Source organism: Streptomyces sp. NPDC021115 (assembly GCF_044333065.1).
Lineage (GTDB): Bacteria > Actinomycetota > Actinomycetes > Streptomycetales > Streptomycetaceae > Streptomyces.
Map to the genome: position 1 here is coordinate 202,656 of NZ_JBIRQF010000003.1, position 17,661 is coordinate 220,316.

General features: G+C 74.9%; 4 protein-coding genes and 1 pseudogene. 4 read left to right on the top strand and 1 reads right to left on the bottom strand.

Annotated elements, in window-relative coordinates; translation table 11 throughout:
• Positions 1-37: 37 nt before the first annotated feature.
• From ACH4TL_RS11290 to thiO, 4 genes and pseudogenes are all read left to right on the top strand, one after another.
• Positions 38-10,639 (top strand): annotated as a pseudogene (locus ACH4TL_RS11290) (SDR family NAD(P)-dependent oxidoreductase); the annotation flags it as partial.
• Complete coding sequence (locus tag ACH4TL_RS11295; protein WP_398331531.1) at positions 10,636-11,211, top strand: FcoT family thioesterase; 576 nt, start codon at positions 10,636-10,638, stop codon at positions 11,209-11,211. The pseudogene ACH4TL_RS11290 and the gene ACH4TL_RS11295, both read left to right, overlap by 4 nt.
• 28 nt (positions 11,212-11,239) lie before the next feature.
• Positions 11,240-13,354, top strand: coding sequence for a type I polyketide synthase (locus ACH4TL_RS11300; protein WP_398331534.1), 2,115 nt, complete (start codon positions 11,240-11,242; stop codon positions 13,352-13,354).
• Positions 13,351-14,439 carry a glycine oxidase ThiO gene (gene thiO, locus ACH4TL_RS11305; protein WP_398331537.1) on the top strand — a complete coding sequence of 363 codons (1,089 nt, stop codon included), beginning with the start codon at positions 13,351-13,353 and terminating at the stop codon, positions 14,437-14,439. The genes ACH4TL_RS11300 and thiO overlap by 4 nt, the downstream gene beginning before the upstream one ends.
• Positions 14,440-14,508: 69 nt before the next feature.
• On the opposite strand, the gene ACH4TL_RS11310 is transcribed toward thiO, so the two are convergent.
• Positions 14,509-17,631, bottom strand: a complete 3,123-nt coding sequence (locus ACH4TL_RS11310) for a type I polyketide synthase (protein ID WP_398425243.1) — start codon at positions 17,629-17,631, stop codon at positions 14,509-14,511.
• Between the last annotated feature and the right edge of the window lie 30 nt (positions 17,632-17,661).

A 17,661-nucleotide genomic window follows, 5' to 3' on the forward strand; every position in this document is an offset into this window, starting at 1 on the left:
TGCCTCTTCTTCGTTGCGGAGTATGCACATGACCGAGCAGTCACAGGCCGCGATGCTGGAACTGGTGCTGGCGCAGGCCGCTGCCGTGCTGCGGGCCGCCGACCCCGACGCCTACGGGGACGGCCCCACCGACGTGGCGGCCGACCGCCCGTTCCTGGCGGAGGGCCTGGACTCGCTCGGCCTGGTCCAGCTGCACCGGCGGCTCACCGCCGAACTGGGGGTGGAACTGCCCGTCACCATCGGCTTCGACCACCCGACACCGGCCGCCCTGGCCCGCCACCTGGCGGACGTGGTGCACGGCACCGCCGCGTCCGAAGAGTGCCACGAGCCCGTGGCGTCCGCCGCACCAGCGGTGTCCGACGAGCCGATCGCCATCGTCGGGATCGGCTGCCGCTACCCCGGCGGCGTGACCTCGCCCGAGGACCTGTGGCGGCTGCTGGCCGACGGCACCCATGTGCTCGCCGACTTCCCCGCCGACCGCGGCTGGGACCTCGACCGGCTCTACGACCCGGACCCGTCCGCCACCGGCACCAGCTATGTGCGGCGCGGCGGATTCCTGCCGGACGCGGCCGACTTCGACGCCGACTTCTTCCAGATCAACCCCAAAGAGGCGCTGGCCATGGACCCCCAGCAGCGGCTGCTGCTGGAGACCACCTGGGAGGCGCTGGAGCGCGCGGGCATCGACCCGGGCCGGCTGCGCGGCACCCCGTCGGGCGTGTTCATCGGTGTGGAGCCGCACGAGTACGGGCCCCGTACCCACGAGGCCCCGGACGGCCTCGACGGCTATGTGCTGGGCGGCAACCTGCCCAGCGTGGTGTCAGGCCGCGTGGCCTACACGCTCGGCCTCGAAGGGCCCACGCTCACCGTGGACACCGCCTGCTCGGGCTCGCTCACCGCCCTCCACCTGGCCGTACGGTCCCTCCAGCGCGGGGAGTGCGGGCTGGCGCTCGCGGGCGGCGTCACCGTCATCTCCAGCCCCGGTACGTTCACCACCTTCAGCCGCCAGCGCGGCCTCGCCCCCGACGGGCGGATCAAGGCGTTCGCCGCGGCGGCGGACGGCACCTCCTTCGCCGAGGGCGCGGGCGTGTTCGTCCTGGCCCGCCTCGGCGACGCGCTGCGCGACGGACACCCGGTGCTGGCCGTGATCCGCGGCACCGCCATCAACCAGGACGGCGCGAGCAACGGCCTCGCCGCGCCCAACGGCCTGGCCCAGCAGCGCGTCATCCGCCAGGCGCTCGCCGACGCGGGGCTCACCCCCGACGAGGTCGACGCGGTCGAGGCGCACGGCACCGGCACCACGCTCGGCGACCCCATCGAGGGGCAGGCCCTGGTCGCCGCCTACGGAGGCGGCCGCACCCCCGAAAACCCCCTGTGGCTGGGGTCGGTGAAGTCCAACATCGGGCACACCGGCGCGGCGGCGGGGGCCGCCGGGGTGATCAAGATGGTCCAGGCGATGCGGAACCGTACACTGCCCCGCACCCTGCACGTGGACGCGCCGACCCCGCACGTCGACTGGTCCGGCGGCACCGTCCGGCTCCTCACCGAACCCGTCCCGTGGGAGGCCGGGGACATCCCGCGCCGGGCCGGGATCTCCTCGTTCGGCGCGAGCGGCACCAACGCCCACGTCATCATCGAAGAGCCCCCCGCCCCCGTACCCGAGACCCCCGCACCGCCCGCGGCCGACCGCCCCGTCCCCGTCGTCCTTTCCGCCCAGGGGGAGGACGCCCTGCGCGCCCAGGCCGCACGGCTCCTGACGGTCGTGGACGAGGCGCCGCCGCTGGACATCGCGTACGCGGCCGCCACCACGCGCGCCGCGCTGCGCCACCGCGCCACCGTCGTCGCCGCCGACCGCGACCAACTGCGGCGCGCCCTGACCGCACTCGCCGAGGGCGCGGCCGCGCCCGGGCTGCTCACCGGGACGACACGGGCGACCGGCCGGACCGCGTTCCTGTTCACCGGGCAGGGCAGCCAGCGCATCGGCATGGGACGCGAACTGGTGCGGGCCTTCCCGGCGTTCGCCCGGGCCCTCCAGGAGGCCGCCGACCACCTCGATCTGCACCTCGAAGAACCCCTGGGCGAGGTGCTGTTCGCCGAGCCCGGCTCGCCGCGGGCCGAACTGCTCCACCGGACCCGTTACGCCCAGGCCGCGCTCTTCGCCGTCGAGACCGCCCTGTTCCGGCTGCTGGAGTCGTGGGGCGTCACCCCGGGCCTGGTCGCCGGACACTCCATCGGCGAGATCGCCGCCGCCCACGCCGCCGGCGTCATGACCCTCGCGGACGCGGCCCTGCTGGTCGGGGCGCGCGGCACGCTGATGGACGAACTTCCGCACGGCGGCGCGATGGTGGCCGTCCAGGCTGATGAGGCGGAGGTGGTCCCGTATCTGACCGGGCGGGTGGGCCTCGCCGCCGTCAACGGCCCGTCCGCCGTGGTGCTGTCCGGCGAGGCCGACGCCGTCCTCGCCGTGGCCGCCCGCTTCGCCGAGCAGGGGCGCAAGACGCGGCGGCTGCGGGTGTCGCACGCGTTCCACTCGCCGCTGATGGACCCCATGCTCGACGCCTTCCGCCGGGTCGCCGAGACCCTGACGTACGCGCCGCCGCGCATCCCGCTGGTGTCCGCCCTGACCGGGGAGGTCGGCACCGCGTTCGACGCCGACTACTGGGTGCGCCACGTCCGCGAGCCGGTGCGGTTCGCGAGGGGCATGCACCGGCTGGAGGCCCACGGCGTCACCACCTATCTGGAGCTGGGCCCCGACGCCGTGCTGTCGGCCATGGGGCGCGACTGCCTCGCCGACGGCGGTCCCGACACCGCGTTCGCCGCGCTGCTGCGCGACGGGCACGACGAGGAGCGGCAGGCCGTCACCGCGCTCGGCGTGGCGCACGCCCATGGCGTGGCCGTCGACTGGGACCGCTTCTTCGCGGGCCGCGGCGCCCGCCGGACCGCGCTGCCCACCTACGCCTTCCAGCGCAAGCGGTACTGGCTGGACGCCGGGAGCGGGCCCAGCACCATCGGGCATCCGCTGCTGGACACCGCCGTCAGCCTCGCCGGTGTCGACGGGCTGGTGCTCACCGGCGTGCTGTCGACCCGGTCGCAGCCGTGGCTGGGCGACCACGTCATCGCCGGTGTCGTCCTCGTCCCCGGCACCGCCCTGGTCGAGCTGGCCGTGCGGGCCGGGGACGAGGCGGGCTGCGGCGTGGTGGAGGAACTCACCCTGGAGACGCCGCTGTCGCTGACCGGGGACGCGGCGGTGGAGGTGCAGGTCGTCGTCGGCGCGCCCGACACGGCGGGCCGCCGCACCGTCGAGATCTACTCGCGCCCCGCGCGCAGCGAAGAGCACTGGACCCGGCACGCCAGCGGTGTGCTCGCCGAACAGGGCGAGGGCGCGGCCGCCGACGGCGCCGTGTTCGCCCAGTGGCCACCGGAGGGTGCCGAGCCCATCGACGTCGACGGCCTCTACGAGCGCCAGGCCGCGCAAGGCTACGGCTACGGGCCCGCGTTCCAGGGCGTGCGCGCCGCGTGGCGCCGCGGGGACGAGGTGTTCGCCGAAGTCGCCCTCGACGAGGCGGGCGCCGACCGGTTCGGGCTGCACCCGGCGCTGCTGGACGCCAGCCTGCACGCCGCCGAAGGCCCGGAGGACGACGGCCAGGTGCGGCTCCCGTTCGCCTGGCTAGGGCTCGAACTGCACGCCGCGGGCGCCACCGCCGTACGCGTCCACCTGCTGCGTACGGCGGCGGACGAGGTCGCCGTCGAGCTGGCCGACTTGGCCGGGGCGCCGGTGGCCACCGTACGGTCGCTCGTCCAGCGGCCCGTGCCGGTGAACGGGGTGCTGTCCGGAGCGCGGGACGGGGCGCTGCTGCGCGTCGAATGGACCGAGGTCCAGGCCCCGCCGGAGCCGGACGCCGCCGGGGAGTTCCAGCTCGCGTACGTGCCCGCCACCTTCCCCGGCGCCCCGTCCGAGGCGGCGCGGGAGGCCACGCTGTACGCCCTGAAGCTCATCGAGGACGCGCTGCGCGACGACACCCGGCTGGCCATCGTCACCCGCGAGGCGGCGGGCGACCTGACGCTCGCGCCGCTGTGGGCGCTGGTGCGCTCCGCCCAGGCCGAGAACCCCGGGCGGTTCGTCCTCGTCGGCACCGACCGCGAGGCGCCCGAACGCGAGATACGCGCCGCCCTGGCCACCGGAGAACCCCAACTGGCCCTGCGCGACGGCGCGGTGCTCGTTCCGCGCCTGGCGCGCACCCCGCTGCCGGACGCCCCGCGGCCCGTCGTCTGGGACCCCGAGGGCACCGTGCTGATCACCGGCGGCACCGGAGGACTGGGCGGCCTCGTCGCCCGCCACCTCGTCCGCCGGTACGGGGTGAAGCATCTGCTGCTCACCGGGCGGCGCGGCCCCGACGGACCCGGCGCCGCCGAACTCGCCTCCGAACTGCGCGCGTTGGGCGCCGAGGCCACCGTGGCCGCCTGCGACGTGGCCGACCGTGCAGCGCTGGCCGCGCTGCTGGAGGCGATCCCCGACGAGCATCCGCTGACGGCCGTCGTCCACGGCGCCGGAGTCATCGACGACGGGCTCGCCGGATCGCTCACCCCCGAGCAGGTCCGCACCGTCTTCCACGGCAAGGCGGACGGTGCGTGGCATCTGCACGAGCTGACCCGCGACCGTCCGCTGAGCGCGTTCGTACTGTTCTCCTCCGCCGCCGGGACCCTGGAATCCGCCGGGCAGGGCAACTACGCCGCCGCCAACGCGTTCCTCGACGCGCTCGCCGAACACCGGGCCGCCCACGGCCTCACCGCCACGTCCCTGGCGTGGAACCTGTGGGCGGGCGACGCGGGCATGGGCGCCCGCCTGGACGAGGTGACCCTGCGCCGCGCCGCACGCTCCGGGCTCCCCGCCCTCGGCTCCGAGGAGAACCTCGCCCTCTTCGACCAGGCCCTCACCTCAGGCGCCCCGGCCCTGGTGCCGCTGCGCCTCGACGTCCCCGCGCTCCGGGCCCGCCCCGAGGGCATCCCGCCGATGCTGCGCGGCCTGGTCCGCACCCCCGCCCGCCGCGCCGCCGCCACGTCGGCCGCGGCCGCCCCCGGCGGCGCGCTCGCCGACCGGCTGGCCGGGAAACCCGACGCCGAACGCGCCCGGATCGTCCTCGACCTGGTCCGCGCGCAGATCGCCGTCGTCCTCGGCCACGACAGCGGCGCCGCCATCGACCCCCGCCGCGCCTTCACCGAGCTGGGCTTCGACTCCCTTGCCGCCGTCGAGCTGCGCAACGCGCTCGGCGAGGCCACCGGGCTCCGGCTCACCTCCACCCTGATCTTCGACCACCCGACCCCGGGCGACCTCGCCGACCACGTGCTCGACAAGGTGCGGGGCGCCACCCCCGCCACCGCCGCCCCGGCGCGGACCGCCGTGCGGGCCCCGGCCGAGGAGCCCATCGCGATCGTGGCGATGGCCTGCCGCTACCCCGGTGGCGTCACCTCGCCGGAGGAGCTGTGGCGGCTGGTCGCCGACGGTACCGACGCGATCGCCGGCTTCCCCGAGGACCGGGGCTGGAACCTCGAGGAGATCTACCACCCCGAGCCCGGCCGGCACGGCACCACCTCCACCCGCGAGGGCGGCTTCCTCTACGACGCCGCCGACTTCGACCCCGCCTTCTTCGGCATCAGCCCGAAGGAGGCCCAGGCGATGGACCCGCAGCACCGGCTGCTGCTGGAGACCGCGTGGGAGACACTGGAACGCGGCGGCATCGACCCGCGGTCCCTGAAGGGCAGCGCCACCGGGGTGTTCGCGGGGGTCATGTACCACGACTGGGCGCCGCCGTCGGGCTCCGTCCCCGAAGACCTCGCGGGCTTCACCGCAGGCGGCGGCCTCGGCAGTGTGGCGTCCGGCCGCATCGCGTACACCCTCGGCCTCCAGGGCCCGGCGGTCACCATCGACACCGCCTGCTCCTCCTCGCTGGTGGCGATGCACTGGGCCATGCAGGCGCTGCGGCAGGGCGAGTGCACGCTCGCGCTGGCCGGTGGCGTCACCGTGATGGCCACGCCCGAGACGTTCATCGGGATGAGCCTCCAGCGGGGGCTCGCCGCCGACGGCCGCTGCAAGGCGTACGGCGCGTCAGCCGACGGCACCGGCTGGGGCGAGGGTGCGGGACTGCTGCTGCTGGAACGCCTGTCGGACGCCCGCCGCGCCGGACACCCGGTGCTCGCGGTGGTCCGCGGCTCGGCCGTCAACCAGGACGGCGCGTCCAACGGCCTGTCCGCGCCCAACGGCCCCGCGCAGGCGCGGGTCATCCGGCAGGCCGTGGCCTCCGCGGGCCTGACCCCCGCCGACATCGACGCCGTCGAGGGACACGGCACCGGCACCACCCTCGGCGACCCGATCGAGGCGCAGGCGCTGATGGCCACGTACGGGCAGGTGCGCTCTGGCGGCGAACCGCTGTGGCTGGGGTCGGTCAAGTCCAACCTGGGGCACACCCAGGCCGCCGCCGGAGTCGCCGGTGTCATCAAGATGGTGATGGCGATGCGGCACGGGCTGCTGCCCCGCACCCTCCACGCCGACACCCCCTCCCCGCACATCGACTGGACCGAGGGCGCCGTCGAACTCCTCACCGAGGCCAGAGAGTGGACGACGAGCGGCCGCCCTCGGCGCGCCGCGGTGTCCTCGTTCGGCGTCAGCGGCACCAACGCCCATGTGGTGCTGGAGGAGGCGCCGCCGTCCGGCCCGGGCGAACCGCGCGGCGAGCGGCCCCCGGCCGTGCCGCTGACGGTGTCCGCGGCCACGGCCGAGGCGCTGCGCGCCCAGGCCGCGCGGATCGCCGCCCAGCTGCGCGGCCACGACGGACACGACGGCCACGACGGCTTCGACATGCTCGATGTCGCCGCCTCGCTCGCCCGTGGCCGCGCCGCCCTGGAACACCGGGCAGTGATCGTGGACGGCGACCGCGATGGACTGCTCGCCGGGCTGGACGCGGTCGCGGACGGGAAGACACCCGCCTCCGTGGTCCAGGGCGTCCAGCGCGGCGACGCGCGCGCCGTGTTCGTCTTCCCCGGGCAGGGCTCGCAGTGGCCCGGCATGGGCGTGGCCCTGCTGGAACACTCACCGGCCTTCGCGACCCGCCTCGGCGAATGCGCCAAGGCCCTCGAACCGTACGTCGAATGGAATCTGCTCGACGTGCTGCGCGGCGCGCCCGGCGCACCGCCCCTGGAGGACGTCGACGTCGTCCAGCCCGCGCTGTGGGCCGTGATGGTGTCGCTGGCCGAGGCGTGGCGCGCCGCGGGCGTCGAACCGGCCGCCGTCGTCGGCCACTCGCAGGGCGAGATCGCCGCCGCCTGCGTCGCCGGGGCGCTGTCGCTGGAGGACGGCGCGCGCGTCGTCGCCCTGCGCAGCCGCGTCATCCGCCAGGACCTGGCGGGCCGGGGCGGCATGATGTCGGTGGCCCTGTCCGCCGACCGCACGGCCGGATACCTCGCCGACTGGGACGGCCGTCTCCAGCTGGCCGTCATCAACGGCCCCGCCTCCGTCGTCGTCTGCGGCGATCCGGGGGCCCTGGACGAGCTGCGGGACCGGCTGGACGCCGAGGGCGTCCAGACCCGCCGCATCCGCGTGGACTACGCCTCGCACTCGGTGTTCGTGGAGGAGATCCGCGACCGGCTGCTCACCGAGCTGACCGGGCTCACCCCGCGCACCTCGGCCGTCCCGTTCTACTCCACCGTCACCGCCGGGCAGTTGGACACCTCGGGTCTTGACGCCGCGTACTGGTACACCAACCTGCGGCAGGCCGTCCGTTTCGAGGAGACGACGCGGGCGCTGCTGGCCGACGGCTTCGAGACCTTCGTCGAGTCCAGCCCGCACCCGGGCCTGCTGGCCGGGCTCGGCGAGACCGCCGAATCGGCCGGAGTGGCCGCCACCCTCGTCGGCACCCTGCGCCGCGACGCCGGTGGCCTGCGCGAATTCCTCACCTCGCTGGCCGAGGCGTACGTACGGGGCGCCACCGTCGACTGGGAGACCCAGTTCGCCGGGACCGGCGCCCGGCGAGTCGACCTGCCCACCTACCCCTTCCAGCGCAAGCGGTACTGGCTGCCCGTACGGACCGAACACACCGGCGACGCGCGCGGCGTCGGCCAGCTGCCCGCCGACCACCCGCTGCTCGGCGCGGCGGTGCCCGTCGCCGGGGCCGGGGGAGTGCTGCTCACCGGACGGCTGTCGCGCTCCGCACAGCCGTGGCTGGCCGACCACGCCGTCGGCGCCACCGTCCTGTTCCCCGGCTCCGGCTTCGTGGAACTGGCCGTCCGGGCCGGGGACGAGGTGGGCCGGGGACGCGTGGAGGAACTGACGCTGGAGACGCCCCTCGCACTCCCGGCGCGCGGCGGCGTCGCGATCCAGGTCGTCGTCGGCGCCGACCTGCGCACCGTGTCGATCCACTCCCGGCCCGACGACGCCCCCGCCGACGCCCCCTGGACCCGCCACGCGCAGGGCACGCTCGCCGACGCCGCACCGGAACCCGCGCCCGACCCCGCGCCCTGGCCGCCGCCGGGCGCCGAACCGGTCGACCTCACCGGCTTCTACCAGCCACCCACCGCCGAAGGACCGGTGTACGGGCCCGTCTTCCAGGGGATGCGCGCCGCCTGGCGGTCCGGCGACGCGGTGTACGCGGACATCGCGCTGCCCGAGCAGGCCGCCGCCGAGGCCCCGCGGTTCGGGCTGCACCCGGCCGCGCTCGACGCGGCGCTGCACGCCACCGCCCTGCTCGCCACCGACACCGAACGGGTCACCCTCCCGTTCGCCTGGACCCGCGTCGACCTGCACGCCTCGGGAGCCGCCGCGCTCCGGCTGCGGATGACCCGGCTCGGCGAGGACGAGGTGGCGCTGCGCCTCACCGACACCGCGGGCCGCCCCGTGGCGTCCGTCGACTCGCTCGTGCTGCGCCCGATGGCCACCGGCCCCACAGCGGCCGGCGCGTCCCACGAGGCGCTGTACGAACTCGCCTGGGCGCCCGCCGCGCCGGGCGGTGACGCCCCCTCCCGTACGGTCGTGCACCGCTGCGCGGCCGGTACGACCGCCGAGGCCGTCCACGCCGCGACCGCCGCGGCGCTGGGCGCCGTACGGTCCTGGCTGGAGGAGGACGCGGACGACGGCGCCACGCTGGCCGTCGTCACCCGGGGCGCGGTGTCCGTGGACGGCGAGGACGTCACCGACCTCGCCGGGGCCGCCGTCTGGGGGCTGGTCCGCAGCGCCCAGACCGAGAACCCGGGGCGCGTCGTCCTCATCGACCTCGACCCGGCCGACACCTCGGGCACCTCGGGCACCGAGCCCGACTTCGGCGCGGCCGTGGCCACCGGCGAAGCACAGCTCGCGCTGCGCTCCGGCACCCTCCACCGCCCGCGCCTGACCCGCGTGGCCGCCGACCACCCCGGCGCTCCCGCCACCGTCTTCGGCGACCGGCCCGGCACCGTGCTCATCACCGGCGGCACCGGCACCCTGGGCGGTCTGGTCGCCCGCCACCTGGTCACCGCCCACGGCGTCACCGACCTGCTGCTCACCAGCCGCCGCGGCCCCGGCGCCCCCGGCGCCCACACCCTGGCCGCCGACCTCACCGCGCTCGGCGCCCGCGTGGAGGTGACCGCCTGCGACGCCGCCGACCGCGACGCGCTCGCGGCCCTGCTGGCGGACCGTACCCTCGCCGGAGTCGTGCACACCGCGGGCGTCCTCGACGACGGGATCATCTCCTCGCTGACCCCGGAGAAGATGGCCACGGTGCTGCGCCCCAAGGTCGACGCGGCGCTCAACCTGCACGACCTCACCACCGGCCACGACCTCTCGGCGTTCGTGCTGTTCTCGTCCGCCGCCGGGGTGACCGGAGGCGCCGGACAGGGCAACTACGCCGCCGCAAACACCTTCCTCGACGGCCTCGCCGCCCACCGCCGCGCCCACGGACTGCCCGCCCAGTCCCTGGCCTGGGGGCTGTGGGAGGAGGGCAGCGGCATGACCGGCGCGCTGGACGCCGCCGACATCGCGGGCATGCGGCGCGACGGCGTCCTGCCCATCGCCTCCGACGACGGCATGGCGCTGCTGGACGCCGCCGGGGCGCTCGACCGGGCGTTCCTGGCGCCCGTACGGCTCGACCTGACCGGGCAGCGCCGCTCCGACGTGCCGTATCTGATGCGCGACCTGGTACGCGGCCCGGCCCGGCGGGCCGTCGACCCCGCCGCGCCCGCGACCGAACCCGCCGAGAGCCTGCGCGACCGGCTGGCCCGGCTGACGCCCGCCCGCCGGGAACAGGCGCTGCTCGACGTCGTCCGTACCCAGGCCGCCGCCACCCTCGGCTTCGCCGACGCCGACGAGGTCGACGCCGAACGGTCGTTCCGCGACATGGGCTTCGACTCCCTCGCCGCCGTGCGGTTCCGCAACGCGCTCGGCGAGGCCGTCGGGGAGCGCCTGTCCGCGACGCTCGTCTTCGACCACCCGACCGCGCTCGTCCTCACCCGCCACCTGCTGGACGAACTGGGCCTGACCGAGCCGGAATCCGCACAGGAAGCCACCCAGGAAACGGAGCCGGAGCCGGGCCAGGGCCTGGCGGACCGCACCGCGGCCATCCAGAACATGAGCCTGGCCGACCTCCTCCGCACCGCGCAACGATCAGGAGACCCGACATGACCCGGCTGCTCGACGGCCCGCTCGACGACACCGACCAGCGCGTCTACTCCACCGACGAGGAACTGCTGCACCGCGTGCTGACCCCCTACCGGGCCAAGCGCTGCGAATACCTCACCTCGGCCACGGTCACGGTGGCGGGCGACCCCCTCGACGGCGGACGGCTCGGCGCCGCCTGCACCTTCCTGATCCCCGAGTCCTGCTACATCGACGACACCGGACACTTCAACTCGGTCGAGTTCAACATCTGCTTCAACCAGATGGCCTACTACCTGATGGCCAAGTCGGTGAAGGAATCGCTGGTCGAACCCTTCTCCCGGTGGACGATGGAGCAGTTCTGGACCCGGCAGCTCGCGGACGTGTTCATCACCGACTTCAAGAGCACCTTCCGCACCGCCATGAGCGGCCGCCACTTCCGCGGCGAGATCGAGATCGCCGACATCGCCGAATGGGACGCCAACGACCTGCGCGACGCCCTGGTGATGCTGCGCAGCCGCTGCCGCTACTGGGACGAGCAGGGCGGCGAGAGCCATGGCGAGATCAACGCCGCCATCACCAACCCGCCCGAAAACTGACCCGCCAGGCCCCGCGGAGGCAGCGACCATGAGCAACCCGGAAGCGACCATGAGCACCCCGGAACGGCCAGAGCTTCCCGACGAAGCCCGGCAGGTCGACATCGCCCACATCTACCGCCGCCTCGCCGACCGCGGCCTCCCGTACGGGCCCGCCTTCCGGGGCCTGCGCGCGGTGTGGTCGGACGGCGAGCAGGTCTACGCCGAGGCCCGGCTCGAGGGCGCCGCGTCCGGCGGCGAGGGCGACTACCACCTGCACCCGGCGCTGTTCGACGCCGCCCTCCAGGCCGCGCTCGTCCCCGACCTCGACGGCGACGACAGCACCTTCCTGCCGTTCGCGCTGCGCGGGGTGCGCCTCCACCAAGGCGGCGCGCGGCAGCTGGGCGTGCGTACCCGGCCCGGCGACGGCGGCGTGTCCCTCGCCCTCACCGGCGACGACGGCGCACCGGTCGTCACCGTCCAGAGCCTCGTCAGACGCCGCGTCACCGCCGACCAGCTCGCCGCCGCCGCCCAGCGCACCCAGCTGCTGCGCGTGGCGTGGAAGGCCGTCGAGCAGCCGTCGGCCGCCGCCGACCAGTGCCGCTGGGCCTTCCTCGGCACCGACCACATCGGTGTCACCGGCGCCCTGAAGTCCATCCGCCGCTCGTTCGACTCCTACCCCTCGCTGGCCGCCCTCGACTCCGCGCTCCGCGACGGAGCCGACGCACCCGACGTGGTCGTGGTCTCCTGCACCGACCAGGACTCCCCGGTGCGCTCGGCCGCCCAGCGCGCCCTGATGCTCGTCCAGGAGTGGTCGGCCGACGAACGCCTCGCCGACGCCCGCCTCGTCCTGGTCAGCAGCGGCGCCCTCGCCACCCGCCCCCAGGAGGACCCGTCCGACCTGCCGGGCGCGGCCGTGTGGGGGCTGCTGCGCAGCGCCCAGTCGGAACACCCCGGCCGCTTCGTCCTCGTCGACATGGACGACCCCGAGGACTCGGGCCGCGCCCTCCTCGCGGCCGTGGCCTCCGGCGAACCGCAACTCGCCGTCCGCCGCGGCGCCCTGTTCCGGCCGCGCCTCGTCCGCTGCCCGCCACCCGCGGGCCGCGACAGCCTCACCGGCACCGTCGTCATCACCGGCGGCACCGGTGCGCTGGGCCGTCTCGTCGCCCGCCACCTGGTCACCCGCCACTCCGTCCGCCACCTGGTGCTGCTCGGCCGCCGCGGCCCGGACGCGCCCGGCGCCGACGCCCTGGCCGCCGAACTCACCGCGCTCGGTGCCCGCGTGGATCTGATCGCCTGCGACGCCGCCGACCGTACGTCACTCCAGCGCGCCCTCGCCGACATCCCCGCGCCCTCCGCCGTCATCCACACCGCGGGCGTGCTGTCCGACGCCACGGTCGACACCCTCACACCGCGCAGGCTGGACGCCGTCCTGCGGCCCAAGGCCGACGCGGCCCTCCATCTGCACGAGCTGATCCGCGACCCGGACTGCGCGTTCGTGATGTTCTCCTCCGTCGCCGGACTCACCGGCAACGCCGGACAGGGCAACTACGCCGCCGCCAACGCCGTCCTCGACGCGCTCGCCCACCACCGCCGCACCCTTGGACTCCACGGCGTCTCCCTGGCCTGGGGGCTCTGGGAGAGCGAGGACGGCATGGGCTCCGAGCTGTCCACCGCCGACCTCACCCGCATCAAGCGCTCCGGCTTCGCGCCGCTCGGCCACGAGCAGGGCCTGGCCCTCTTCGACGCCGCGCTCGCCGGGGACGAGGCCGTACTCGCGCCCGTACGGCTCAACGAGTCGGCCCTCACCGGGGACATCCCGCCCGTCCTCGCCGACCTGGCACCCGCCGCGGCACCCCGGCACACCGCGACCGACACGCTGGCCGAACGCCTGGCGAACCTGCCCGAGGCCGAACACGACGGCGCCGTACTGGAGTCCGTCCGCGCGGCGGCCGCCACCGTCCTCGGCTACGACGGCCCCGACGACATCGACCCCGACCGGGAGTTCCACACCGTCGGCCTCGACTCCATCGGCAACCTCGAACTCAGCCGCCACTTGTCCGCCGCCACCGGGCTGCGGCTGCCGGCGACCCTCACCTTCGACCATCCGACGCCCGCGGATCTCGCCTCCCATCTGCGGCGACTTCTTCAGGAGAGCACATCATGAACACCGTTGTCGTCGGCGGAGGCATCATCGGCCTCGCCACCGCCTGGCGGGCCCTGCGCCTCGGCGTCACCGTCACCGTGATCGACCCGGCCCCGGCCACCAAGGCATCCCACGCCTCCGCGGGCATGCTCCCGCCCAGCAGCGAGCAAATCGACGGCGAGAACGACCTGCTGCGGCTGTGCCTGGCCTCCCGTGACCTCTGGCCGTCCTACGCCGCCGAGCTGGAGGAGTTCGCCCCCGCGGGCTTCCGGCGCGACGGCGTCCTCGACGCCGCCTTCGACGAGGAAGCCCTCCGCGTCCTTCAGTTCCAGGAGTCCTTCCGGGAATCCCTGGGCATCCGCTCCGAACGCCTCACCCCGGAGGAGTGCGCCAAGCTCCAGCCCGCGTTCGCCCCCACCCTCGGCGGCCTGCTGGGCCCCGACGACGGCGCCGTCGACCCGCGCACCTTCAACGCGGCGCTGCTCAAGGCCATCGAAGCCCTCGGCGGCACCGTCATCCGCCGCCGCGCCATCCGGGTCGCCCAGCACACCGTCACCCTCGACAACGGCGACGCGGTGCCCTTCGACCGCGTCGTCCTGGCCGCCGGGTGCTGGACACACCACATCGGCGGCCTGCCCGAGGACGCCATCCCGCAGATCCGCCCCGTCAAGGGCCAGATCCTCCGGCTGCACTCCGAACCCCCGCTGCTGGGCGTGACGTCCCGCGCCCTCCTCAAGGGCGGCTCCCTCTACCTGGTGCCCCGGCTGGACGGCGAACTCGTCGTCGGCGCCACCTACGAGGAGCGCGGCTACGACGAGACCGTCACCGCCGACGGCACCCACGGACTGCTGGCCCGCGCCGCCGAGGTCATCCCCGGCGTCGGCGCCCTGCGCTTCTCCGAGATCAGCGCGGGCCTGCGCCCCGCCTCGCCCGACGGACTCCCGCTCATCGGCCCGACCGCCGTCCCCGATGTCCACCTGGCCACCGGCCACTTCCGCATGGGCGTCCAGCTCGCCCCCATCACCGCCGAGGCCATGGCCGCCTACCTCACCGACACCGCTCCGCACCCCTCGGCGCTGCCGTTCACCCCGCTGCGTCTGACCTGATCCCGAACGTACCGAAAGGGCCGGACACCTCGGAAGGTGTCCGGCCCTCTCGGCGCGTACGCGGGAGGATCAGCCGACCGGCACCGGGGCGGCGCTCAGCTGGCCGGTGGCATTCTCGGTCCAGGAGTGGTCCTCCTCCGAACGGGACCTGATGGTCAGGGCGCGGCCCGTGGCCGGGTCCTCGGGCCCCACGACGACTTGGAGCAGCGCGGCTCCCTGGGCGCCGAAGGTGACGGGCGCGTTCAGGACGAGTTCCGCGATCTCGTCCGTCCCCACCGCATGCGCGGCGTGGAACGCCAGCTCCACGAAGGCGGTGCCGGGCAGGATGACGGTCCCCATGACGATGTGGTCGCCCAGCCACGCATGGTCGGCCAGCGTCACCCGGCCCGTGAACAGGCGGCTGCCGTCGGGGAGTTCGGTGGCGGTGGCCAGCAGCGGATGCGTGGCGGGCTCAAGACCCAGAGCGGCGGGCGAAGCGGCGGGGTCAGGGGTGTCGAGCCAGTAGCGGCGGCGCTGGAAGGCGTACGTGGGCAGGGGCACGCTCCGGCCCCCGTACCCCGCGAGCAGCCCCTTCCAGTTCACGGCGACACCGGAGGCATGCGCCTGGGCCAGGCCGCCGACCAGGCTGGTCGGCTCGTGGTGGCGGGGGCGCAGCAGCGGTACGGCGGCCGCCTCGGGCAGCGCCTCGCGGGCGAGCGCGGTGAGCACGGCGTCGGGGCCGATCTCCACAAAGGTGGTCACGCCGAGGCCGTGGAGCACGATGAGGCCGTCGTGGAAGCGGGTGGTGCCGCGGATGTGCTCGGTCCAGTACGCGGCGCCGGTGCTGTCGGGCTCGGCGGGGCGGCCGGTGACGGTGGAGATCAGGGGGATGCGGGGCGCGTCGTAGCGCAGGGTCTCGCCGATCCGGCGGAAGTCGTCGAGGACGGGGTCCATATGGGGCGAGTGGAAGGCGTGGCTGACGGTGAGACGCCGGGTGCGCCGCCCCCGGCCGGAGAACTCCTCGGCGATGGCGGTGACGTCGCTCTCGTCGCCGGAGACGACGACCGAGCGGGGTCCGTTGACGGCCGCGATGCCGACGCGTTCGGTGAGATGCGGGACGACCTCGTCCTCGGTCGCCTCGACGGCGATCATGGCGCCACCGGGCGGCAGGGCCTGCATCAGGGTGCCGCGGGCCGCGACCAGACGGCAGGCGTCGTCCAGCGACAGCACCCCCGCGGTGTGCGCGGCGGCGATCTCACCGATGGAGTGGCCGATGAGGTGGCTGGGCGCGATGCCGAAGTCCTCGGTGAGCAGCCGGGTGAGGGCGGTCTGGAGCGCGAACAGGCCGGGCTGGGTGTAGCGGGTCTGGTTCAGGAGGGTGGGGTCGTCCGCGAAGACGACGTCCTTCAGGGGGCGTTCGCCCTTCAGGTGGCGGTCGAGGGTGGCGCAGACGGTGTCGAACGCCTCGCGGTAGGTGGGGTAGGCGTCGTACAGCTGACGGCCCATGCCCGGGTGCTGGGCACCCTGGCCGGTGAAGAGGAAGGCGACCTTCTTGGTGCGCGGCCGGGCGGGCACGGTGGCCGGTGCCGGGTCCTGGGCGAGGGCGTGCAGCTGGGCGAGGAGTTCGTCCCGCGTGGCCCCGACGACGGCGGCCTGGTGGTCGAACGTGGCGCGGCCCGTGGCCAGGGTGTGGGCGATGTCGGTGGGGTGGAGCGCGGGGTGCGCGGTGGCGTGGTCGAAGAGCCGCTGGGCCTGGTCGCGCAGGGCCCCGGGGGTCCTGGCGGAGAGGAGCCAGGGGACGGTGGCGGTGCCGGGGGGCGTGGCGTCGGGGGCGTCGGGGGCCTGTTCGAGGATGAGGTGGGCGTTGGTGCCGCTGATGCCGAAGGAGGAGACCGCCGCGCGGCGGGGACGGTCGGTGGTGGGCCAGGCCCGGGCCTCGGTGAGGAGCTTGACGTTGCCGGTGGTCCAGTCGATGTGCGGGCTGGGCTCGTCGACGTGGAGGGTCTTGGGCAGCGCGGCGTGGCGTATGGCCTGGATCATCTTGATGACGCCACCGATGCCCGCGGCGGCCTGGGCGTGGCCGATGTTGGACTTGAAGGACCCGAGCCACAGGGGCTCTTCGCGGTTCTGCCCGTAGGTGGCGAGCAGGGCCTGCGCCTCGATGGGGTCGCCCAGGGAGGTGCCGGTGCCATGGCCTTCGACGGCGTCCACCTGGTCGGCGGTGAGCCCGGCGCTCGTGAGGGCGGCCTGGATGACGCGCGCTTGAGCGGGGCCGTTGGGCGCGCTCAGCTGGCTGCTCTTGCCGTCCTGGTTGACCGCCGAGCCACGGATGACGGCCAGCACGGTGTGCCCGTTGGCCAGGGCGTCCGAGAGCCGTTCCAGCAGGATCGTGCCCGCCCCCTCGGCCCATGTGGTGCCGTCGGCGGCGGCCGCGAACGACTTGCACCGGCCGTCGGACGCCAGCCCGCGCTGGCGGCTGAACTCCACGAACATCCCCGGCGTCGGCATCACCGCCGCGCCACCGGCCAGCGCCATGGTGGACTCGTCGTTCCGCAGCGACTGGCAGGCCATGTGGAGGGCCACCAGCGAGGACGAACACGCGGTGTCCACGGTGACCGCCGGGCCCTCCAGACCGAACGTGTACGCGATCCGCCCGGACGCCACACTGAGCGTCGTCCCCGTCAGCAGATGCCCCTCGACATCCTCCGGGCCCCGGTGGATCAGCGACGCGTACTCGTGCCCGGACACCCCGCTGAACACCCCGGTACGGGTGCCGCGCAGCTCGCCAGGGGACAGCCCGGCGCTCTCCACGCACTCCCAAGCGGTCTCCAGGAGCAGCCGCTGCTGGGGGTCGAGCGCGAGGGCCTCGCGGGGGCTGATGCCGAAGAACTCCGGGTCGAAGCGGTCGGCGTCGTAGAGGAAGCCGCCCTCGCGGGCGTAGGTCTTCCCGGTGGCCTGGGGATCAGGGTCGTACAGGCCGTCCAGGTCCCAGCCCCGGTTGTCCGGGAACGGACCCACCGCGTCACGCCCCTCGGCCACCAGCTCCCACAGCCCCTCGGGCGTACCGGCGCCACCGGGAAACCGGCAGGCCATGCCCACGACCGCGATCGGCTCACGGCTCCGTGACTCCGTCTCGGCCAGTCGCTGACGGGTGCGCTGGAGGTCGGCGGTGACCCGCTTCAGATAGTCGCGCAGCTTGTCCTCGTTCATGATGCGACGCCGCTCCTCCTGGGTTGCCGAGCC